This is a genomic window from Mesorhizobium sp. B1-1-7 (genome assembly GCF_006442705.1).
Taxonomy (GTDB): Bacteria; Pseudomonadota; Alphaproteobacteria; order Rhizobiales; family Rhizobiaceae; genus Mesorhizobium; species Mesorhizobium opportunistum.
In genome coordinates, this window is the sequence record NZ_VFWQ01000001.1 from 28,040 (window position 1) to 49,104 (window position 21,065).

At 63.8% G+C, this 21,065-nt stretch carries 16 protein-coding genes; 10 read left to right on the forward strand and 6 right to left on the reverse strand.

The window, feature by feature from the left end:
• Positions 1 to 125 precede the first annotated feature (125 nt).
• Positions 126 to 905 carry an SDR family oxidoreductase gene (locus tag FJ978_RS00110; RefSeq protein WP_140569292.1) on the reverse strand — a complete coding sequence of 260 codons (780 nt, stop codon included), beginning with the start codon at positions 903 to 905 and terminating at the stop codon, positions 126 to 128.
• 119 nt (positions 906 to 1,024) lie between these two features.
• Between FJ978_RS00110 and FJ978_RS00115 the strand changes: the two genes are divergently transcribed.
• Both FJ978_RS00115 and FJ978_RS00120 read left to right on the forward strand, forming a co-directional pair.
• Complete coding sequence (locus FJ978_RS00115) at positions 1,025 to 1,840, forward strand: UDP-2,3-diacylglucosamine diphosphatase (RefSeq protein WP_140569294.1); 816 nt, start codon at positions 1,025 to 1,027, stop codon at positions 1,838 to 1,840.
• A 125-nt stretch (positions 1,841 to 1,965) separates the two neighbouring features.
• Positions 1,966 to 3,180, forward strand: a complete 1,215-nt coding sequence (locus tag FJ978_RS00120) for an MFS transporter (protein ID WP_140569296.1) — start codon at positions 1,966 to 1,968, stop codon at positions 3,178 to 3,180.
• On the opposite strand, the gene dgcA is transcribed toward FJ978_RS00120, so the two are convergent.
• Positions 3,151 to 4,134, reverse strand: coding sequence for an N-acetyl-D-Glu racemase DgcA (dgcA, locus tag FJ978_RS00125; protein WP_140569298.1), 984 nt, complete (start codon positions 4,132 to 4,134; stop codon positions 3,151 to 3,153). The genes FJ978_RS00120 and dgcA overlap by 30 nt on opposite strands.
• Before the next feature lie 77 nt (positions 4,135 to 4,211).
• Between dgcA and FJ978_RS00130 the strand changes: the two genes are divergently transcribed.
• The 4 genes from FJ978_RS00130 to FJ978_RS00145 are packed head-to-tail and all read left to right on the forward strand — an operon-like array spanning position 4,212 to position 8,286.
• Positions 4,212 to 5,399: an ABC transporter permease gene (locus tag FJ978_RS00130; RefSeq protein ID WP_140569299.1), complete on the forward strand. Its 1,188-nt coding sequence runs from the start codon at positions 4,212 to 4,214 to the stop codon at positions 5,397 to 5,399.
• A gap of 1 nt (position 5,400) precedes the next feature.
• On the forward strand, positions 5,401 to 6,210 hold the full coding sequence (locus tag FJ978_RS00135) for an ABC transporter ATP-binding protein (RefSeq protein ID WP_140569300.1): 810 nt from the start codon (positions 5,401 to 5,403) through the stop codon (positions 6,208 to 6,210).
• Between the two features lie 14 nt (positions 6,211 to 6,224).
• Entirely contained in the window at positions 6,225 to 7,598 is a 1,374-nt protein-coding gene (locus FJ978_RS00140; RefSeq protein ID WP_023763666.1) for an MlaD family protein, read from the forward strand.
• Positions 7,579 to 8,286, forward strand: a complete 708-nt coding sequence (locus tag FJ978_RS00145) for an ABC-type transport auxiliary lipoprotein family protein (RefSeq protein WP_013895253.1) — start codon at positions 7,579 to 7,581, stop codon at positions 8,284 to 8,286. The genes FJ978_RS00140 and FJ978_RS00145 overlap by 20 nt, the downstream gene beginning before the upstream one ends.
• Before the next feature lie 40 nt (positions 8,287 to 8,326).
• Here the strand turns inward: FJ978_RS00145 and FJ978_RS00150 are convergent, their stop codons facing one another.
• Both FJ978_RS00150 and FJ978_RS00155 read right to left on the reverse strand, forming a co-directional pair.
• Positions 8,327 to 8,941: a 3'-5' exonuclease gene (locus FJ978_RS00150; protein ID WP_140569302.1), complete on the reverse strand. Its 615-nt coding sequence runs from the start codon at positions 8,939 to 8,941 to the stop codon at positions 8,327 to 8,329.
• Positions 8,942 to 9,129: 188 nt separating this feature from the next.
• Complete coding sequence (locus FJ978_RS00155; protein ID WP_140569304.1) at positions 9,130 to 15,429, reverse strand: kinesin; 6,300 nt, start codon at positions 15,427 to 15,429, stop codon at positions 9,130 to 9,132.
• Between the two features lie 272 nt (positions 15,430 to 15,701).
• Between FJ978_RS00155 and FJ978_RS00160 the strand changes: the two genes are divergently transcribed.
• The 3 genes from FJ978_RS00160 (at position 15,702) to FJ978_RS00170 (ending at position 17,602) form a co-directional block, all read left to right on the forward strand.
• Entirely contained in the window at positions 15,702 to 16,070 is a 369-nt protein-coding gene (locus FJ978_RS00160; RefSeq protein WP_013895256.1) for an Hpt domain-containing protein, read from the forward strand.
• A gap of 97 nt (positions 16,071 to 16,167) precedes the next feature.
• On the forward strand, positions 16,168 to 16,488 hold the full coding sequence (locus FJ978_RS00165; protein WP_027144910.1) for a 2Fe-2S iron-sulfur cluster-binding protein: 321 nt from the start codon (positions 16,168 to 16,170) through the stop codon (positions 16,486 to 16,488).
• An 82-nt stretch (positions 16,489 to 16,570) separates the two neighbouring features.
• Entirely contained in the window at positions 16,571 to 17,602 is a 1,032-nt protein-coding gene (locus FJ978_RS00170; protein ID WP_140569306.1) for an NAD(P)/FAD-dependent oxidoreductase, read from the forward strand.
• 15 nt (positions 17,603 to 17,617) lie between these two features.
• On the opposite strand, the gene FJ978_RS00175 is transcribed toward FJ978_RS00170, so the two are convergent.
• Positions 17,618 to 19,096, reverse strand: coding sequence for an MDR family MFS transporter (locus FJ978_RS00175; RefSeq protein ID WP_140569308.1), 1,479 nt, complete (start codon positions 19,094 to 19,096; stop codon positions 17,618 to 17,620).
• 221 nt (positions 19,097 to 19,317) lie between these two features.
• Entirely contained in the window at positions 19,318 to 19,941 is a 624-nt protein-coding gene (locus FJ978_RS00180; protein WP_181176735.1) for a DUF922 domain-containing protein, read from the reverse strand.
• A 213-nt stretch (positions 19,942 to 20,154) separates the two neighbouring features.
• Between FJ978_RS00180 and folP the strand changes: the two genes are divergently transcribed.
• Positions 20,155 to 21,039, forward strand: a complete 885-nt coding sequence (gene folP, locus FJ978_RS00185) for a dihydropteroate synthase (RefSeq protein ID WP_013895261.1) — start codon at positions 20,155 to 20,157, stop codon at positions 21,037 to 21,039.
• Positions 21,040 to 21,065: the final 26 nt, after the last annotated feature.

The window sequence follows — 21,065 nt, forward strand, 5'->3', positions numbered from 1 at the left end:
AGCATGCGGCCGCGGTTTTTCGAGACGCCAAATGACGCAATCGCGGATCACATTGGCGAGACAGGAATAGCTGATTTATTTCAGCCGCTTGGACAGGGTTTCTTTCGCGTTGCGATTGTCGGGGCTCAGAACGCGCTGACGTAGAGGCCGCCATCCACCGGAATGTTCTGCCCGGTCAGGTAGCCGGCATGGACCGAGCACAGGAAGGCGCAGATCTGGCCGAACTCCTCGGGCGTGCCGAGCCGCTTGGCCGGCACGTCGGCGCTGATGCGGGTCTTGCGCGCCGCCGCCGCCGCGGGATCCTCGACGGTGCCTGCCTCATGCGGGCCGCGCAGCCGATCGGTATCGAGCTTGCCCGGCAGCAGGCTGTTGATGGTGACGTTGCGGTCGATCACCGTGCGCGCCACGCCGGCGAGGAACGAGGTCAGGCCGGCGCGCGCGCCCGACGACAGATCGAGGCCGGGGATGGGGACGTAGACCGACAGCGAGGTGATGTTGACGATGCGGCCGAAGCCACGTTTGGCCATGCCGTCGATGACGGCCTGCACCAGCTCGATCGGTGTGACCATGTTCTGGGTGACACCTTCGAGGATCTTGCCGCGATCGAGTTCGCGGAAATCGCGCAATGGCGGGCCGCCATTGTTGTTGACGAGAATGTCGGGCTCAGGGCAGGCGGCAAGCAGTGCCTTCTGCACTTCGGGTTTCGAGACATCACCGACGACTTCCGAGACCGTCACGCCGTAGCGCTCGCGCAGCTCGGCGGCGGTTTTCGCCACCAGTTCGGCGTTTCGTCCGTTAACGACGATGTCGCAGCCGGCCTCGGCCAGTGCCATGGCGCAGCCTTTTCCAAGTCCCTTGCTCGAAGCGCAGACGATGGCTTTCTTGCCGCGAATACCGAGATCCATGACGATTTCTCCTGTGATTTGGCCGGCAGGCTAGCTCTTAGGCTGGCCCAATCGCAACCGTCATACGGTTGTTGCATGAATCGGGGCATAGGCTGCGCGAAAGCAACGGTGAAAACGCGATGTCCGGCCAAGAGCCCCGCACCTTCCGCAGCATGTTCATTTCCGATGTCCATCTCGGCTCGAAGGCTGCCAAGGCGGAATTCCTGATCGATTTCCTTCGCTATCACGACGCCGACATCATCTATCTGGTCGGTGACATCGTCGACGGCTGGCGGCTGCGGCGGAGCTGGCACTGGCCGCAAAGCCACAATGACGTGGTGCAGAAACTTCTGCGCAAGGCGCGCAAGGGCGCCTCGATCACCTATATCGCCGGCAATCACGATGAGTTTGCCCGCCAGTTCCAGGGCGTGCATTTCGGCGGCATCGTCGTCGCCGACCGTGCCATCCATGAGACCGCCGACGGCAGGCGCCTGCTGGTCATCCATGGCGACCAGTTCGACACCGTCGTCCACAACCAGCGCTGGCTCGCCTATCTCGGCGACCATGCCTACGACGCGGCCATGCAGGTCAACCGTGTCATCACGCGTCTGCGCCAGCTGCTCGGCCTGCCTTACTGGTCGTTCTCGTCCTGGGCCAAGGTCAAGGTCAAGAAAGCGGTAAACTTCATCGGTTCGTTCCAGACCGTGCTCAGCGAGGAAGCGCGGCGTTCGCATGTCGACGGCGTCATCTGCGGCCACATTCACCACGCCGCGATCGAGAACTATGGCGATGTGCAGTACATCAACACCGGTGACTGGGTGGAGAGCTGCACGGCGGTGGTCGAACATTTCGACGGCCGCATGGAAATCCTGATCTGGGCGCATGTCCTGCCTGAAGCGCCGGACGAGCCTTTCATCCCGATGCTGATCGAAGATCGGGTCGGGCAGGCGGCCTGACACGGAATTCACGGCGGCTTTCAGCGTTAATCGGTTAGTCCAGCCGGTTTCGCCTGGTTTTCCGCCATGTTAAGGGATCGATCTACATCGCCAGCCGGCCGAGCGCGGCGTAATTGGATCGATTCATGTCCCTGCCGCCGCTTTCGCCAGAACAACTCGTCAAGCCGCGCCATTTCGAGCTGCGCATGAGCCTGATCTTCGCGACATTGTTCGTGTCGCAAGGCACGCATCTGCCCTATTTTCCGCTCTGGCTGCAGGCGAAAGGTTTTGGCGCCGAACAAATCGCCGTCATCCTTGCCGCGCCGATGTTCCTGCGCGTCCTGACGACGCCCATGCTGACGGCACTTGCCGACCGGGCGAAGGACCGCGCCGACGTCTACATCGTGCTGGTCGCGGCAACGATGGTCATTTCGGCAGGCTATTTCCTGCCGGCGACCTACGCGATCGTGCTGGCCGTATCACTGATTCTGACGATCGTCTGGACACCGCATTCGCCAATGGCCGATTCGCTTGCATTGTCCGGGGTGCGCCGCTTCGGCTCGAACTACACCGCCATGCGCAAATGGGGTTCGATCTCCTATCTGTGCGCCAATATCGTGGGCGGCTTCATCCTGGCGGCGGCCGGAGCCAAGGCCGTGCCGGTGATCATATTCGCAGCACTAGCCGCAGCGCTTGCCGCGGCCTTGTTTGCACCGCGCATGGGGCGGCCGCGCAAGGCTTCGCCGTTGTCGGCCACTGAAATCCAGCACGCGGCACCGAGCCTGTTCAATGCCTATTTCCTCTATTTCACCTTTGGCGTCGGCATCATCACCGCCAGCCACGCCTTCCTCTACGGCTTTGTTTCCATCTACTGGAAATCGATCGGCATCAGCGATTCCGTCGTTGGCCTGCTTTGGGCCTGGGGCGTGGTGTCCGAAGTCTGCATGTTTTTGTTTTTCAATCGCATTTTCGCCTCCGTATCCGTGGTCAAGGTGATGGTGATCGCCGGCATCGGTTCGATCGTGCGTTGGATCGTCTTTCCACTGGTATGGCCGCTCGGCCTTGGCGTCGCCGGCTTCTTCGCCGTGCAGTCGCTGCATTCGGTGTCCGTCGCAATGGTGCTGATCGGGCTGCAGAAAATGATCGGCGAGACCGTTTCCGAAGAGCGCACCGGTGCCGCGCAAGGCATCGCCTATTTCTTCAACGGCTTCTTCATGGCGGCCGTCACGCTTGCGTCCGGTCCGCTCTATGACCGTCTCGGCGTCGATGGTTTCCTGGCGATGATTCCGATCGCGATCGTCGGCCTTGTGCTGATCGGGCTTGCGGCGCGCTCAGCCCCAAAGCACCCGGTCCGGGGGTGAGACGAGCGAACCCCGGTAGGCAAGGCCCGGCTCGCGGTCGCGCGCAAGCAACAGCGGACCGTCGAGGTCGACGAAATCGGCGTCCTGGGCGAGCAACACCGCCGGCGCCATCGCCAGCGATGTGCCGACCATGCAGCCGACCATGACGCCGAAACCGAGTTCCCGGGCGCGGTCGCGCAGGACGAGCGCCGCCGTCAGCCCGCCGGACTTGTCGAGCTTGATGTTGACGGCGTCGTAGAGGCCGACAAGCAAATCCAGGTTTTTCGCCTCGTGTACGCTTTCATCGGCGCAGATCGGCACCGGATGCGCGATGTGGCGCAGGATGCCGTCATGGCCGGCCGGCAGCGGCTGTTCGATCAGCGCGATGTCTTGTTCCGCAGCAAAGGCGAGGTTGGCGACGATGTTGTCGTCGGTCCAGCCCTCATTGGCATCGAGGATGATTCGGCTCTCGGGCGCGGCCTGCCTTACCGCCTGGATCCGGGCGATGTCGTTGTCGCCGCCGATCTTGACCTTCAGCAGCGGCCGGCTGGCATTGGCGCTGGCTTGTGCCGCCATCGCCGAGGGTTCGCCGAGCGACAGCGTGTAGGCGGTTTCGAGCGGATGCAGCGGGGCCGGCCAGATTGCCTTCGCCGCCGGAATGCCGCTGATCTTGGCTTCGAGGTCCCACAGGGCGCAGTCGATGGCGTTGCGGGCCGCGCCAGCCGGCATCGCATCGAGCAGGGCGATCCGGTCGATGCCGCCGGCGATCCGCCCGCGCATGGCCTCTATCGCCGCGTGCACGCCGTCCATGGTCTCGCCGTAGCGCCTGTAGGGAACGCATTCGCCGCGCCCGACATGCCCATCCTGGCTGATTGTGCAGGTGATGACCTCGGCCTCGGTCTTGGAGCCGCGCGAAATGGTGAAGGTGCCGGCGATCGGGAAACGCTCGGCCTCGACCGAAATGACACGCGCCATATTTTTCTGCTCCGGCTGTGCGAGAAGGGTTGTCGGCAAATCGACAAGGTCGGACCCATCAGGCTAAACAGGACGCCATGTTGACCATAGGCAAGCGCGACGCAAGCGGCACGACCGCCTCGGAGGCTGACCACCAGCCGCGCGTGGCTATCGGCGAGGAGGGCGGCGTTCTTGGCTGCGCGTTCTCCGGTGTCTGGACGACACGGACCGTGGCACTGATCGACGCGGACATGCGCAAGATCGAGAAACGAAGCGGTTTCAAGACCTTGGCCCTCGATCTTTCCAAGATCGAGAAGATCGACACCGCCGGCGCCTGGCTGATCGACCGGCTGGTCAGTGTTTTCGAGAAGAAGAACGTCGAGGTCCAGCTGCAGGGCCAGAGCGAGATTGCGTCCATCCTGCTCGATGCGGTGGGCGAGGCCGTCCGCCGCGAGCCCGAATCCGGACCGGCGCGGCCGCCCAACATCGTCCTTCGCGCCCTCGAAGCGGTTGGCCGGCGCGTCTATGAGATGCGCGACGATTTCCTCGCCTCGATGAATATTTTGGGCGCCACCATCCGCGGCGCGCAGATGAAGCTCGGCCGCGGCCATGCCGTCAATCCGGCGGCGATCTTCAACCAGATCGATCGCATGGGCGTCGGCGCCATACCGGTGGTGGTGCTGATGTCGGCCATCGTCGGCGCGATCGTCGCCCAGCAAGGCGCCTACCAGCTCAGCTATTTCGGCGCCGATATCTTCGTCGTCGACCTCGTCGGCGTGCTGATCCTACGCGAACTCGGCGTGCTGATGACGGCAATCATGATCGCCGGCCGTTCCGGCAGCGCGATCACCGCCGAGATCGGTTCGATGAAGATGCGCGAGGAGGTCGACGCGCTGAAGGTCATCGGCCTCAACCCGATCGGCGTGCTGGTCTTTCCGCGCCTGGTTGCACTCGTGATCGCCTTGCCGTGCCTGACGATCATCGCCAATTTCGCGGCGCTCGGCGGCGGCATCGCCGCGGCCTGGCTCTACTCCGACATTCCGCCGGCCGCCTTCCTCGACCGGCTGCGCGTCGCCATCGATCTCAGCACCATTTTCGCCGGCCTGATCAAGGCACCGTTCATGGCGATGATCATCGGCACGATTGCGTCCGTCGAGGGTATGAAGGTCGGCGGCAGCGCCGAATCGCTCGGCCAGCACGTGACGGCCTCGGTGGTGAAGTCGATTTTCGTCGTCATCATCCTCGACGGGCTTTTCGCCATGTTCTACGCAGCGATCGAGTTCTGACATGGCTGAGGGTAATGGGGTCGCGATGAAGGAGCAGGACGAGGGCGACCTCGTGCTTTCGGTGCGCGACGTCACTGTCGCCATCGAGGACAAGCTGATCCTCGACAAACTCTCGCTCGACATCAAACGCGGCGAGATCCTGGGTTTCGTCGGCGCTTCGGGCGCCGGCAAGTCGGTCCTCCTGCGGACCATTCTCGGGTTGATGCCCAAGCAATCGGGAACGATCAAGCTGTTCGGTGTCGACGTCGACAAGGCAAGCGATATCGAGCGGCTGCGCATCGACATGCGCCTTGGCGTGCTGTTCCAGCATGGCGCGCTGTTTTCGGCGCTGACCGTGCTGGAGAACGTGCAGGTGCCGATGCGCGAATATCTCGACCTGCCGAGAAAGCTGATGGATGAACTGGCATTGCTCAAGATCGAGCTGGTCGGCCTGCCGCCGGATGCGGCGCAGAAATTCCCCTCCGAACTCTCCGGCGGCATGATCAAGCGCGCCGCCCTGGCGCGCGCGCTGGCGCTCGACCCGGATATCGTCTTTCTCGACGAGCCGACGTCCGGCCTCGATCCGATCAGCGCGGCCGAGTTCGACGAACTCGTCGTCAAGCTGCGCGACACCATGGACCTGACCGTCTATATGGTCACGCACGACCTCGACACGCTGTTTACCGCCTGCGACCACGTGGCGGTGCTCGGCAAGAAAAAGGTGCTCGTCGAAGGCAGCATCGACGACATGCTGAAAAGCGAGGAACCGTGGGTGAAATCCTATTTCCGCGGAAAACGCGCCCGGCAACTTGATCTTGCGGCGCGCGCATAGCCATAAGTGAAGCAATGGAAACCAGAGCCAACTACGTCATTGTCGGGATTTTCACGCTGGTTGCGATCCTGGCGGCGTTCGGCTTTGTCTATTGGACGGCCGCGATCGGTGACAGGGGCGAGACGACGCTGCTGCGCGTGCGCATCCCGGGCTCGGCTTCCGGCCTCGGCCGCGGCAGCTTCGTGCTGTTCAACGGCGTCAAGGTCGGCGACGTCAAGCGTGTCTATATCGACGTCGACAATCCGACCGTCGCCATCGCCGACACCGAGATCGATCGGATGACGCCGATAACCAAGTCGACGCAGGCCGATATCGGCCTTGCCGGCCTCACCGGGCAGGCCAACATCGAGCTCAAGGGCGCCGATCCCAAGGAAGTGAAGCTGCTCGACCAGGCGGAAAAGGAAGGCAAGGTCGCCGAGATCGTCGCCAACCCATCCGCTGTGACCAATCTGTTGCAGACAGCGCAGAACATCTTCAATCGCGCCGACAAGGTGCTGAGCGAACTCGAAGGCTTCACCAAGGATGTTCGCGGGCCGCTGACGCAGACCGTGAAGAATGTGCAGACATTCTCCGACGCGCTGGCCAAGAATTCCGACGGCATCGACAAGTTCCTGTCCTCGGTCAGCGCGCTCTCCGACGAACTGAAGGGCGTGTCCGGCAAGCTCGACGGCACGCTGAAGGCGGCGGAAGGCCTGCTCAATGCCGTCGACAAGGACAAGATCAAGAGCATCGTGGCCAACGTCGACACGGTGACCGCGAACCTCAAACAAACCTCGCAGCAGCTCGACGGCGTCATCAAGAATGTCGACACGGCGGTCGGCTCCGTCAACGACTTCGCCAAGCAGACGCAGGGCACGCTGGCCAAGGTCGACGGCGTTCTGGACGGCATCGACCCGGCGCAGGTGCGCACGGCGCTGGCCAACATCCAGAAGGCCAGCGAGAACGCCAACAAGGCCGCCGCCGACATCGCTGTCGTGACCAACAAGTTCGCCAACCGCGCCGACGACATCGACCAGACGATCAAGGATGCCAAGCAATTGGCGCAGCGGCTCAACGATGCCTCGGTGCGTGTCGACGGTATCCTCGCCAGGGTCGACAAGTTGCTCGGCTCCGGCCAGGCGGATGGCGTGATGGCCGACGCCAGGGCGACGCTGAAATCGTTCAAGCAGGTCGCCGACACGCTGAATGCGCGGCTTGGCGTCATCACCGACAATCTGGCGCGGTTCTCGGGCCAAGGCCTGACAAATGTCGAGGCGCTGGTGCAGGACAGCCGCCGATCGATCAACCGCATCGAGGAAGCGGTGACGGATCTCAGCCGCAATCCGCAGCGCATCCTTTCGGGTGGCGACGGCGAGGTTCGGCAATTCGATGGCAGGGCGCGGCGTTGACTTCGGCGTCGGCTCGCCTCAGAAACATGAGCTGCAAAAGCGGGTTGATCTTACGATCCGGGGACAACGGGGATCGCGCGTGAAGTCTGTGTGGGTGAGAACGGGCGGGTTGACGTCGGCTGCGGCACTGCTTGTCCTGACGCTGGCGGGTTGCGCGGCGTTAGGCGGCAAGCCTGCGCCGCTCGACACCTTTGAGCTGTCTGCGCCTTCGGTCGACGCGCATGGCCATAGCAGCAAGCAGATCCTGATCGCCCAGCCTTCGGCGCTCAAGGCGCTGGATAGCCAGAACATCGTCATCAAACCCTCCGACCGCTCGATCCAGTATCTCAAGGGCGCGCAATGGGCCGATCGCCTGCCGCTGATCGTGCAGGCGCGGCTAGCCGAGACGTTCCAGCGCTCGGGCAGCTTTGCCGGTGTCGGCAAGCCGGGCGAGGGTCTGGCGATCGATTACCAGGTCATCGTCGAGGTCCGGTCCTTCGAAGTGCGCGTCGATGGTGGCGAACACGCCGAGGTCGACCTGTTCGTGCGCTTGCTCAACGACCGCAATGGCGAGGTGCGCGCCTCCAAGAGCTTCAACGCATCCGCACCCGTTTCGGGCAAAGGCAACTCCGCCTATGTCGGTGCGCTCGACAATGCGTTCGGCGATGCCGCCAGGCAGATCGTTCGCTGGACGGATTCGGTGATCTGAGCGCCGGTCTCGTTAGCTAAATCTCGCCAACGCTTTCAAGCTACAGGCGCTCGAAGACATCCGGCCGCAGCTTTCCGGTCAGCATCAGATGCTGCAGCGTGTAGGTTACGGACAGCGCATCGTCGAGCGCGTCATGCCCATGCAATGGCGGGTGCTCGACGCCATAGTAGTCCGCGAGCTTGTTGCTCGGCGTCCTCGCCAGGTCCTCGATCGGCATCCCGGCCGCGATCAGCAGCTTGACGGCATTGTCAAACCGGGTGGCCGGGATCGAAGGCTGAATGCCCGCGACATAGCAGCTGATGGCGATCATGTTCAGTTCGTCCTTGCCCCAGGACCAGAATCGCGCGCCACCGGAAAAACGATCGATTTCGGCGAGGGCTTCTCCCAGCACGACCCCTTCGGTCTCGACGTCCTTCTCGGTGATGCCGGTCAGTTTGGTGAAGAACGGGTCGAGGGCGTATCTCCGGCCAAACCGGTCGACCGGTCTGATATAGGCCTTGTGCGTGCCGAGCAGCGGAAAGTCGTCCTCGAGCCCAAGCTTGATCGCGCCGATCTGCGCGATGACCGGGTCGGGATCGTGGGCCGCGCACCAGAATCGGCGTTGCGAGCCCTCAAGGCAAAGAAACTCGCAGTCGAATATGATTGCCGTCTTCACGATCACACCCTTTGAGCGTCAGGGCTGCGGCTTTCCGGCGGATTTCCGCGCTGTGGGGGAAGTCGAACCTTGGACGGTCCCCGACGCATCCATCGGCTCGCAACAGTCGTTGTTGGCAGGTTAAGCGCGTGCCGGAGGTTTGGAGATCGAACAGGCGGGACCTTGGCCCCGCCTGTTCGATTCCTGGCTTAGTGCAGCCGGCCGCTGGCGTGGGCCAGCATGGTGTAGACCTTGCCGGTGTCCGACGTCAGGTAGGTCTGCGCCATGATGTTATCGCGGTCGTTGCGCGAGACATCCTTGAGCAGTTTTTCGAAGTCGTCGCAGTAGCGGTCGACGGCGGCACGGAATTCGGCCTCGGCCTGGTACTTGCGGCGGATTTCGTCGAACGTCTGCTGGCCCTTCAGCGTGTAGAGCCGGCGCGTGAACACGTCCCGCTCGCCGCGCCGGTAGCGGTTCCACAACTCGATCGAGGCATCGTGGTCGATGGCCCGTGCGATATCGACGGAGAGCGAGTTCAGCGATTCCACGACGTGCAACGGCGAGCGCTGGGCAGGGGCCGCGCGTGGTGCTTCCGCGGGCGCCGAAGGCGCCGTGGGCCTGAGGTCTCCTTCGTTCGACGCCGCGGTCAAGAGATCGCGTACCCAGCCGCCCTGCGGCGTGCGGGTATTGGCGTCAGCGCGAGGGCGCGGTGCCGCCTCGGCCGGACGATCGAGGTCGAGCGTGCCACGCAGCGCGGTTCCACCCAGCGGCGCCTGAGGCGTGCGCAGTTCCGGCTGCGGGGCCGGGGCGCGACGCGGCGGTTCGGCCGGGCGTGCCGCCGGTGCTTGCGGCGCCGGGCGCAAGGGGCGTTGCTCCGAACCATCGCCGCCGCCACGACCGGACTTGGCAACGATATCCGAGAGCTCCTTCAGGGCGTTGATCTGCTCCGAAACGGCGCGGCGAATGGCGGAGGTCGATTCCTTTGCCTCTTCCGGCATCTCGATGACGCCCTTCTTGAGCTCGGCGCGGGTGAGGTCGAGCTCGCTCTTGATCGAGCCCGCCGTGCGCCGCATCTCCTCGGTCGCATCGGCGAAGCGCTTGGTGGCCGAATCGACGACGTCGGTGATGGCGTTGCGGATCTTGTCGGCCGACTCCATCGTCTTGCCTTCGGCGTTCTGCAGCGTCTGGCCGACGAGGTTTTCGAACGAGCGCATGACCCTTTCGAGATCTTCCGACTTCTTGACCAGGCCGACGGCAAGATCCTCGAGCGACGACTGCCTTTCGAGCGTGTGTTCGAGGTTGCTCTGGGCCGAACTCAACAGGTCCGAGGCGCTGGCCAGCAGACGGCTGTGTTCGTCGAACTTGGTGGCGATCGAGGCGACTTCACGCAAGGTCGACGAGGACAGGTCCGTCAGCCTTGTCGTGTTCGAATCGACCAGGCGCGCCGAGCTGGCAAAGGTCTGTGCCGCCTTTTCGGTGGTGGCCGCGAAGCTCTGCGTGCTGCCGGTCAGGCGTTCGTCGACCTCGCCGAGATTGACCGCGGCCTGCTCGATCAGCTGGCCGAGCTGCGAGCTGGACTTGGTCATGCGGCCGATGAGGTCAGCGACGCTGTCGGACAGCGACGAGCGCGCGCCTTCGACCGCCGACAAGGTCTCGGCGGTGCGGCTGGCGAGCGCGTTGACAAGGGCTGCATTCTCGCTGCGCAGCTTCTCGGTGGCGCGTTCCGTGACCTCTTCCATGCTCTTTTGCAACTCCGAGCCGCCCTGTGCGAAACGCTCGACCAATGGGCGGGCGGTTTCGTCGAGGATCTTCGACATCTCGGCGGAGCGCGCCGCGAGCATGGTGTTGAGCTCACGGGTGTTGGCGCCGATCGTCTTGGCGGCGTCGTTGGTGCTCTGGCCGATATGCTGGCCGACCGCCGTGAAGGTCTCGGCGATCACATTGGCGCGTGACACCAGTTGTGCCTCGGCGCTCGAGACCTGCTCGTTGAGCCTCTGGCCCATCGTCTCGGCGGTGTAGGCGAGCCGGTTCTCGACGCTGGCGACCTGCTCCTCGACACGGGCAGCCGCGGCCGCCGCGCTCGATGCGAGACGCTCGTCGGCGCCGGCAAGCGCCTGCTCGATTTCGCGGGCATGCACGGCCAGTTCCTGGCCGGTCTGGCGCGCACGATCGGCGACCCTCTGCTCGGTGTTGGCGAAGGCGCCGACGATGGTCTGCGCGTGCTCGCCGATCGTCGACGTGCTGTCGGCAATGCGCGAAACCAGGCGTTGGTCGGCCTCTTCGAAGATGCGGCCGATCTCGGAAGCGCGGTTGGACAGCGCGTCCGAACCTTCCGCGATGCGCGACACCAATTGCTGGTCGGCGGCATCGAAGATGCGGCCGAGGTCCGATGCGCGGGCAGCGAGCGCTTCGGCCGATTCGCCGATGCGCACGCCGAGCCGCTGGTCGGCGCTTTCGAAGTTGCGCAGGATGTCGCCGGCGCGGGCGGCCAGCGACTGTGCCGTCTCGACGGCGCGGGCGACAAGCTTCTGGTCGGCCGCGTCGAAAGTGCCGGCGATCTCGTTGGCGCGGGCGGAGAGCTGATCGGCGGTCTCCTGAGCGCGAGCGGCAAGCTTCTGGTCGGCCATGTCGAAGGTTCCGGCGATCTCGCTGGCACGGGCAGCCAGTTGGTCGGCGGTTTCGTGGGCGCGGGCCAGCAGCGTGCTGGAAGTATCGTCCGCCCGGGCAAGCAAGGCGTTCGAAGTGTCTTCGGCACGGGCATGGAGGCGACGATCCGCATCCTCGAAGGTACGGGCGATGTCTTCGGCCCGCGCCAGCAATGCGGCGGACGTCTGCTCGGCGCGCTCGGCGATCTTGCGATCGGCGTCGCTGAACGCCGCACCAGCCTGCTCATGCAGCGCGCTGGTGACTTCAAGGACCTTTTCGCGCAAAGCGCCGGCGACGAAGACGGCGCTCTTTTCGAGCACGTTGCGGACGTTGTCGACGCCGGTCGAGAGCGCGCGTTCCATGGTGCCTGCGCGTTCCTCGATGATCCCGGTCTGGCGACTGAACGCCTCTTCGATCTTTTCCACGTCGGCCGCGATCGCGGTGGAAATGTCGGTGCTCCTGGCCGCGATCTGATCGATGTGGCCAGACAGCGAGCGATCGACGTCCTTGCGGGTCTCGGCGAGCTTGCCGAGATCCTCTTCCAGCGCGCGGCTCAGCATGTCGCGGCCTTCGGCCAGCTTGCCGACATGGCCGGCGATGATGCCGTCGATGTCGCCTCGGCTCTCGGTCAGCTTCTGCAGGTCGGCTTCGAGCGCGCGCTTGAGAATGTCGCGGCCCTCGGCCAGCTTCTCCACCTGGCCGGCAACCAGGCCGTCGATGCTGGAGCGGCTTTCGGCCAGCTTGGCAAGATCGGCTTCGAGCGCGCGCTTGAGAACGTCGCGGCCTTCGGCCAGCTTCTCCACCTGGCCGGCGACCAGACCGTCGATGCTGGAGCGGCTTTCAGCCAGCTTGGCAAGGTCGTCCTCGAGTGCCCTGGACAGGGTCGAACGTTCCTGGACAAGCCTGTCCGCGTGGCTGTTGACAAGGGTGTTGACGCCTTCGAGGTCGTCCTCCAGCGCCTTCGACAGCGTCGAACGATCCTGGACGAGCCGTTCGGAATGGCTGTTGACAAGGCTGTTGACGCTTTCGAGATCGGCTTCGAGTGCCCTGGCGAACTGCGCACGGTCATCGACCAGCTTCTGCGACTGGTCGGCGACGGTGTTCTTGATGGTGTTGAGGTCGGCTTCCAGGGCGCGCCGCAGGATGTCGCGGCCTTCCGACAGCTTCTCGACCTGACCGGCGACCAGACCGTCGATGCTGGAGCGGCTTTCGGCCAACTTGGCAAGGTCGTCCTCGAGAGCCTTCGACAGGGTCGAGCGGTCCTGAACGAGCCTGTTCATGTGGTCGGCGATGACGCTGTTCACGTTCTGCAGGTCGGCTTCCAGGACCCGAGAAAGCTGTCCACGGTCCTCGGCCAGTTTCTCCGACTGGCTGGATATGACGCCCTTGATGGTGTTGAGGTCCGACTCCAGCGCCCGCTTGAGGATGTCGCGGCCTTCGGCCAGCTTCTCGACCTGGCCGGCGACGAGGCCGTCGATGCTCGAGCGGCTCTCGGCCAGCTTGGCAAGGTCGGCTTCGAGCGTCTGCGACAGCAGGCTGCGGTCGTTGGAGAGCCGTCCCGAATGATCTTCGATCAGGTTCCTTATGCCCGAAAGGTCGTCCTCGAGCGAACGGCCGAGCAGGCTGCGGTCCTCGGCCAGCTTTGCCGAGTGCGACTCGATGAGGCTCTTGATGCCGGCGATGTCACTTTCCAACGCCTTGGCGAGCACGGCACGGCCTTCGGCGATCTTCTCGACCTGACCGGCGACGAGGCCATCGATGTCGGCGCGGCTGTCGGACAATTTGCCGAGATCGGCCTCCAGGGCACGCGACAGGATGTTGCGGCCTTCAGCCAGTTTGCCGACATGTCCGGCAACCATTTCATCAATAATGGTACGAGCTTGCACGAGCTTCCCGGAGTCTTCGTTCAGAGCCAGGGAGAGCCGGTTGCGGCCTTCCTCCAGCCTTTCGAGATGGCTGCCGAGCGACGCATCGATGGCAGCGCGCGATTCGTTGACCTTGCGCAGATCCTCTTCGAGGGCACGCGCGATCAGGCTGCGGCCTTCGGCCAGCTTCTGCACCTGGTTGGTCACCGCGGCATCCATGCCGGCACGGCTCTCGTCGAATTTCGCCAGGTCCTCCTGCATGGCGGCCGCCATGCGCTCACGGCTTTCGGACAGCTTGCGGCTGTGGTTCTCGACGGCTTCCTCGATGCCGACGCGGGCATCGGAAAGGCGCTGGATATCGGAATCGAACGAGCGCGAGACGACATGACGCGCCGCTTCCATGCGTCCGGCAAAGTCGCTGGCGCGAGCCTCCAGCATGGTCGATGTCGAGTTGACGATGTCGGCCATGTCGGCGCCGATCTGGGTCTTGCCCTGATCGATCATCGCGGACAACGTATCCTTGCTTTCGGCGAAGGTGTGGGCGATTTCGCGGGCGCGTTCGACCAGTGTCTCGTTGATCTGGCGGGCGCGGGCCTCGAGCGCCGCGTTGAGCTTCTGCGTGCCGGTGTCGAGCGCCTCGGCGCGGGTCTGGAATTCACTGATCAGCGCCTGGCCACGTTCGGCGAGCGTGCGCTCGATGCCGTTGAGGCTGGCTTCGAATTCCGAATTGAGGGTGCGGGCGGCGCCGCCAAGCAGCGACACCATCCCGGTGGTGCGATCGTCGAGCAGGTCGGTCAGCGACCGGGTCAGGCCGTCCGTCGTGTCCGTCAACTTGGCGATACGGGTGTCGAGCAGGGAGGCAAAAGCCTCGCCGGAGGTCGACAGCCTGTCGGTAATGGTGTCGAGGCGGCCTTCGACCGAATCGAAGATCGACATCGAGCTTTCATTGATGCGGTCGATGAGCGTGTCACCGGAATTGGTGATCGTCATCGACAGCTTGGTCGACGCGTTGAGGATCGAGTCGCGGATGATGTCGCTGGCGGCGCCGATTTCCTCCTTGAGCGTTTCATGCGCACCCGAAATCGAGGCGCGGACACGCTCCGCATGGGTGACGACCGCCTCGCGCTCGCTGCCGAGCCCGTCGACAAGCGAGCGGATGCGGGTCTCGTTTTCCGAATAGGAGCGCTCGATCTGGTTGACTTCGCTATGGACCAGCGTTTCCAGTTCCACGGCGCGGGCGAGCGTGCGTTCGATGCCTTCGCCCATGGCCGCGACCTCGCGGCGAACGGCTTGGCCGATCATCATGACGCGATCCTGGGCGAGGTTTTCTGGCTCGGTCAGGCGGAAAGCCACTTCGGTCATCGACTGGGCGGCAATGCGCATGTCCTGGGCGCGACGGATCATCGCCGCGAAGGCCCAGAACAGGATGACCGGCACGATCGCCGCGACGGCGAGGCCAATCAGTTCGGGGCGGGCAAAGAACTGGTCGAGCGTGCGGATTCGCCAGATGCTCGGTCCGAAAAGCAGGTTGGCCAATCCGCCGGCGCCCGCGATCCAGGCGAGCGAGACAAAGGCAATGACCCAATAGACGGTGTTGGAGGCGCGCCGGTTGAGGCTGTGCAGGAGTGTCTTGTAATCCTTCTGGCGATCGTCATTGGCCGGGGCGAAGCCCGTCGCCTGTGTGCCGAAGCCCGTCGCCTGTGTGCCATTGCCATTGCCATTGCGCGTCTCAACGGGGCGCAGTTCGGCGGGCTTGGCCTTTGGCGCGGGCTTGGCGGGCTGGGCCTGACTGACGATGGGCTCCGGCTTCTGGTTGCGCCCCTCTCGTGCCAATTCATCGGCGGCCTGGGATATCTGTGCTTCCAGATCTTCCATCGAAGCTGCGATATCGAGATCGCCGTCACTGTCGCTGCTGAGGTCGATATCGAGCGCTTTTTCCAGTTCCCTGGCTACATCGTTGTCGAGAGTTCTCGTCGTCGTCGTTGGTTTCTTCGCCATGCCTTCGCTACCCTGTACTAGCTGCCGCGGGCTTATAATTGTCTTTGTCGTACCCCGCGCAGGAGGCTGAAAATGGACCCCTCGTATCGTAATGACACAGGGGGGTAAAGAAAACATGCATTCCGTGGGATACGTAAAACTTTAAATATAAGGTTAACAGAAGCGTGATTCCGGTGCCGTTTTCGCAACATTTTTCCGGGCCACTCATTAACTCGTTGTCCACTGGATTCGCCTAGTTTTTCAGGCGACCGAAGAAAACGGAGTTCGAGTTCATGCGTGGCGAAAGCGGCATTGCCTTCTCAATGCCCGGGGGCGACGTATCGGGAACGAGGCAGTCCCGGCCGGTCGATTTGGCACACCTTGCCCGGCAAACGATGGGCGATCGCGCCCTCGAGCAAGAGGTGCTGGCGCTGTTTGTACAGCAGGCGCTGTCTGTGCGCGACAAAATAGTCGACGCCGACGTCAAGGGCCGGCTTCTGCTGGCGCATGGGCTGAAAGGCTCGGCGCGCGGCGTCGGCGCCTTCGCCATCGCCGATTGCGCCACCGAAATCGAGCGTCGTCCGGAGGACGGTCAGACACTCAAACGGCTTGGCACGCTGATCGACGAAGTGCGCGATTTCATCGCCGCCATCAATCGCTGATCCCGGTTTGCGGAAAAACGTCACCGAGCGGCGCTTTCGCGCGGCAGTTGACTTGTCTGCCGGAGTGATTATCTCGGCGGAAACTCTCAGGTGACAAATGACAAAGCTGACCTTCATCGCCCATGACGGCACACATTTCGACGTGGATGCCGAAAACGGCTCGACGGTGATGGAAAACGCAATCCGCAACGCCGTGCCTGGGATCGAGGCGGAGTGCGGCGGCGCCTGCGCCTGCGCGACCTGCCATGTCTATGTCGATGAGGCGTGGACGGCCGAAGTCGGAGAGCCGGAGGCGATGGAAGAGGACATGCTGGACTTCGCCTACGAGGTCCAGCCGAATTCGCGGCTTTCCTGCCAGATCAAGGTGCGCGACGCACTCGATGGCCTCATCGTGCGGGTGCCGGAGCGCCAGGGCTGAAAAGCCGATTTTTCCCGCTGCCGCTTGGCAGCGAGCCGGTGGTCATGCAGTCTCACGCCAACACAGCAGCGAGGCAGAGCGCATGACCGGCACCATCAGCACAGACGTCCTCATTGTCGGGGCAGGGCCGGTCGGCCTGTTTTCGGTGTTCGAGCTCGGCCTGTTCGACATGAAGTGCCACCTGATCGATATTCTCGACCGGCCGGGCGGCCAATGCGCGGAACTCTATCCGGAGAAGCCGATCTACGACATTCCCGGCTGGCCTTCGATCTCGGCGCAGGGGCTGGTCGACAAGCTGCTCGAGCAGATCGCGCCGTTCAAGCCGGATTTCACCTACAACCGCATGGTTTCCAGCCTCGAGAAGCTGGAGGATGGCAGCTTTCGCGTCACCACGGACGAAAATGAGGTGTTCGAGGCCAAGGTGGTGGTGATCGCCGCCGGTGGCGGCTCGTTTCAGCCGAAGCGCCCGCCGATCCCCGGCATCGAACCCTATGAAGGCAAGAGCGTCTTCTATTCGGTGCGCCGGATGGAGGATTTTCGCGGCCACGACCTGGTCATCGTCGGCGGCGGCGACTCGGCGCTCGACTGGACGCTGAACCTGCAGCCGGTGGCAAAGAGCGTCACGCTGGTTCACCGACGGCCCGAATTCCGGGCGGCGCCGGACAGCGTCAACAAGATGTATGCCATGCAGGAGATGAAGCAGCTGGAATTCAGGGTTGGCCAGGTGACCGGGCTCACCGGCGCCGACGGCCAGCTCTCATCCGCGACGATCAAGGGTGGTCCAGAGGGCGATGTCGAGGTGCCTTGCACCCGCATGCTGCCATTCTTCGGCCTGACCATGAAGCTCGGCCCGATCGCGGAATGGGGGCTCAATCTCCACGAAAACCTGATCCCGGTCGACACCGAGAAGTTCCAGACATCGGTGCCCGGCATTTTCGCGGTGGGCGACATCAACTGGTATCCCGGCAAGCTGAAGCTGATCCTGTCGGGTTTTCACGAGGTGGCGCTGATGGCGCAGGCCGCCAAGCGCATCATCAGCCCCGGCGAACGTATCGTGTTCCAGTACACGACATCGTCCACGAGCCTGCAAAAGAAGCTCGGCGTGGTGGAGTGACCTGGCTGACCGGCTCTACTCGGCCATCACCGGCGGGTGCTCGGCCTGGCCGCGAAGCGGTTTTTCCGGCATCGACGCAAGCGTGATCAGCGCCAGGAACAGCGTCGCCGCGGCGACAAGGAAGATCATCACGAAGGGCTCGGCGGATATGACCTGGCCGACGGCCAGCGTGCCTTCGCCGGCCAGCGGCAGGCCATAGCCGAGGGCGACGGCGCCGAGCATTGCAACGCCCAGCGCGCTGCCCAGCGAACGCAGGAAGGTCAGCACGCCGGTTGCGACGCCAAGATGCGCCCGGTCGACGGCGTTCTGGACCGATACGGTGGCGACCGGGAAGGTCGTCCCGCTGCCCAGGCCGATGCAGACCGTCAGGACTTCGACAACCAGCAGCGAAGCGTGTCCGGCGACGAGGGCGAGCAGGCCGAGGCATATGATCGAGAAGAGCACGCCCACCATGGCGATCCGCTTGTAGTGGACGAAGCGCGGTATTGTTCGCCCGCTGAATGTCGCGCCGGCCACGGTGCCAAGCAGCAGCCCCAGCATCGCAAGACCCGACTCGCTGACCGAAAGGCCGACGATCGACTGCAGGTAGACAGGCAGGTAGACCGCCAGGCCTATGTTGGCAGCCTGCAGAAGGAACATCGACAAGGTGCCGGCGCGGACGATCGGGTTGCTCAGCACTTCAAGCGAGATGAGCGGTTCGGCCGCGCGCAGCAGCCGCAGCGAAAACGCCGCCCAGAAAACCGCGGACGCCGCCAGCAGCCCGATGATTTCGCCGGACAGCCACGGGTACTCGCTGCCGCCCCAGTTGAGCGCCAGCAGCAGCAAGGCCGTGGCCGCGACCAGCAGCAGCGCGCCCAGGCCGTCGATGCGATGATGCTTGGCGGCGATCGGCAGCTTCTTGAGCGGGTTGTTGATGATCGCCATCGCCAGCAGGCCGAGCGGGATGTTGATCCAGAAAATCAGCGACCAGTGAAGATGTTCGGCGAAGGTGCCGCCAAGCAGGGGCCCGGCGATGCTGGCGACGGCCCAGGTGCCGGAGATCCAGGCGGCGTAGCGCGCTCGTTCGCGTGGCGGGACGAGGTCGCCGATGACGGTTTGCGTCAAGGTGAACAGGCCGCCACCGCCGGCGCCCTGGATGGCCCTGCCGACGACCAGCACAAACATGTTTGGCGCCATCGCACTGACCACCGATCCGAGGAGAAAGATCAGGATGGCGGCATAAACGGTTGGCCGGCGGCCATAAACGTCCGAGATCTTGCCGTAGAGCGGTGCCATGGCGGTCGCGGTCAGGAGGTAGCCGGTGACGATCCATGGCAGATATTGCGCATGGCCGAGCGCGTGGCCGATGGTCGGCATCGCCGGCGCGACGATGGTCTGATCGAGCGCCGCCAACAGCATCGACAGAAGCACGCCGGCGATGATGGCGTTCTTCTCGCTTTCGGTCAGCGGCGTGGCTGCAGCCGTCATGGTCTGCTTGTCGACAGCCTGGTCCATAGTCTTTTGTCCATGTGCTTGCGCGCCGTGCGGTTCACCGACAGGGCCGGCCTGGTGTGTCCGCCACGCGATCGGTCGTGGTGCTCGTGCTCTATGGGTCGTGCGCTGCCAACCCGTGATATGTCGTTCCCTATAGGCCGATTTCGACCGCCGCTCGCAAATTTTTCGAACCTGGCACTACGCTTCGACCGGGTTGGCGCCATGGATGCGCCGAGGAAAATTCAGGCCGGCGGCCGCAATTGGCCACTCTCGATGCGCTCGATGCGATAGCGCAGGAGCCGCAGGATGCGGCTTTCGAAATTGACGCTCTCGACGCGGTCGAACTGCACCTGGGCGCGGTCGTGCTCGGCGAGGACGGCGGCGGTGATTTGGGCCGCCTTGGCCTTTGCCGCATCGCAATCCTTCCGCGGATAGGTCGCCTTCAGCGCCTCTTCCAGCTTGCGGGCATGGTTCTTGGCAATCTCGACATGGCGCTCCTCATGGCGCTTGATGTCGGCCGACAGCGTGTCCCAGAACAGCTTCACGTCGGCGTCCGCCTTGCGGGGGCGGCGCCATTCCGGAAGGATCACCTTGACCTTGACGGTCACGGCGGCGTCGGCGATCCGGCAGGAACCTGCCTGCCGGGCGTAGCTGATGCGGGTGGTGAAGGCCATCTGGGTGGCGCCGGGGTGGCGGGAACCAGTGCTCTTGACCTGTGGCCCGTGTTTGGAAAGCTGCGTCTCGATATCGTCGAGGGTGCTGCCGCCGATGGAAAAATAGCTGTATGTCTTCACGAGGCTGGCCGCGCCCGCCGGGATGGCGGTCATGGCAAGCAGCAGTGCGCAGAGCAGGGATCGTTTCATCATGTTGCCTCTTCGAGCACCTTGCTTTACGGCCGTTGCCGGCGCAACGGAATTGATCCGATGCGGATCACACATCGTTGATGAGCCTAGAGTCGGATGATTTCAGGTCGGTTCGACCTGAAATCTGAATCCGCCTCTAAATCAAAGGGGTAGAGCATGATGTCGTCCGAAAACCGCTTCACATTTTTCGGCATCATTCTCCAAGGTTGACGAGCAATGACGGCGAGGCGATGGCAACTGGCCCATGGACGCCATCTCGACCTTGGCGAAAGAGCCGTGGTTGCCGGCATCCTCAACGTCACCCCTGACAGCTTTTCCGACGGCGGCCTGTTTAGTGGGATCGAGACGGCGCTGGCTCAGGCACGCCGCATGATCGCCGAAGGGGCGGGGATTGTCGATGTCGGGGGAGAATCGACCCGGCCCGGCGCTGGCGCGGTATCGGCCGGGGAGGAACAGGCGCGCGTCCTGCCTGTAATCGAGGCGCTGGCGAGCGCCGGCGACGTGCTGATTTCCGTCGATACCTATCGTGCCGAAACCGCGCGCCTTGCGGTGGCTGCCGGCGCGCACATCGTCAACGATGTCTGGGGCTTGCAGCGCGAACCTGACATTGCGCGCATCGCGGCTGAAACCGGTGCCGGGCTCATCATCATGCATACCGGGCGGGATCGCGAGAAGCTGCCCGACGTCATTGCCGACCAGTTGGCTTTCCTGGGAAAATCGCTGGAGATCGCCCGCGGGCACGGTGTCGCCGACGACCATATCGTGCTCGACCCCGGCTTCGGCTTCGCCAAGGAGACGGCGGAGGAAAACCTCGACCTGATGGCGCGGTTCTCCGAGCTTCATGGGCTCGGCTTTCCGCTGATGGCCGGCACCTCGCGAAAGCGCTTCATCGGCACCGTCACCGGCCGCGATGCGGCCGACCGCGCCGCTGGAACGGCGGCGACCAGCGTCATCCTCAGGCTCAAGGGCGCGCATCTGTTTCGCGTCCACGATGTCGCAATCAACGTGGACGCACTGGCCATGGCGGATGCTATGCTGGCACGTGAAACCGCCGCATCGGCCCGAAAATCGGGATCGATTTTCGGAAAGCACGATGCGTAGATTCAGAAGTGTTAGAGCGTACTTCG

What these genes read in the sequence shown, in the direction of transcription:
- FJ978_RS00165 (WP_027144910.1), top strand. Translation starts at nt 16,168, where the DNA reads ATGACAAAGCTGACCTTCATCGCCCATGACGGCACACATTTCGACGTG.
- FJ978_RS00180 (WP_181176735.1), bottom strand. Translation starts at nt 19,941, where the DNA reads ATGATGAAACGATCCCTGCTCTGCGCACTGCTGCTTGCCATGACCGCC.
- FJ978_RS00130 (WP_140569299.1), top strand. Translation starts at nt 4,212, where the DNA reads ATGTTGACCATAGGCAAGCGCGACGCAAGCGGCACGACCGCCTCGGAG.
- FJ978_RS00175 (WP_140569308.1), bottom strand. Translation starts at nt 19,096, where the DNA reads ATGGACCAGGCTGTCGACAAGCAGACCATGACGGCTGCAGCCACGCCG.
- folP (WP_013895261.1), top strand. Translation starts at nt 20,155, where the DNA reads ATGACGGCGAGGCGATGGCAACTGGCCCATGGACGCCATCTCGACCTT.
- FJ978_RS00155 (WP_140569304.1), bottom strand. Translation starts at nt 15,429, where the DNA reads ATGGCGAAGAAACCAACGACGACGACGAGAACTCTCGACAACGATGTA.
- FJ978_RS00170 (WP_140569306.1), top strand. Translation starts at nt 16,571, where the DNA reads ATGACCGGCACCATCAGCACAGACGTCCTCATTGTCGGGGCAGGGCCG.
- FJ978_RS00120 (WP_140569296.1), top strand. Translation starts at nt 1,966, where the DNA reads ATGTCCCTGCCGCCGCTTTCGCCAGAACAACTCGTCAAGCCGCGCCAT.
- FJ978_RS00110 (WP_140569292.1), bottom strand. Translation starts at nt 905, where the DNA reads ATGGATCTCGGTATTCGCGGCAAGAAAGCCATCGTCTGCGCTTCGAGC.
- dgcA (WP_140569298.1), bottom strand. Translation starts at nt 4,134, where the DNA reads ATGGCGCGTGTCATTTCGGTCGAGGCCGAGCGTTTCCCGATCGCCGGC.
- FJ978_RS00145 (WP_013895253.1), top strand. Translation starts at nt 7,579, where the DNA reads ATGGCAGGGCGCGGCGTTGACTTCGGCGTCGGCTCGCCTCAGAAACAT.
- FJ978_RS00135 (WP_140569300.1), top strand. Translation starts at nt 5,401, where the DNA reads ATGGCTGAGGGTAATGGGGTCGCGATGAAGGAGCAGGACGAGGGCGAC.
- FJ978_RS00160 (WP_013895256.1), top strand. Translation starts at nt 15,702, where the DNA reads ATGCGTGGCGAAAGCGGCATTGCCTTCTCAATGCCCGGGGGCGACGTA.
- FJ978_RS00140 (WP_023763666.1), top strand. Translation starts at nt 6,225, where the DNA reads ATGGAAACCAGAGCCAACTACGTCATTGTCGGGATTTTCACGCTGGTT.
- FJ978_RS00115 (WP_140569294.1), top strand. Translation starts at nt 1,025, where the DNA reads ATGTCCGGCCAAGAGCCCCGCACCTTCCGCAGCATGTTCATTTCCGAT.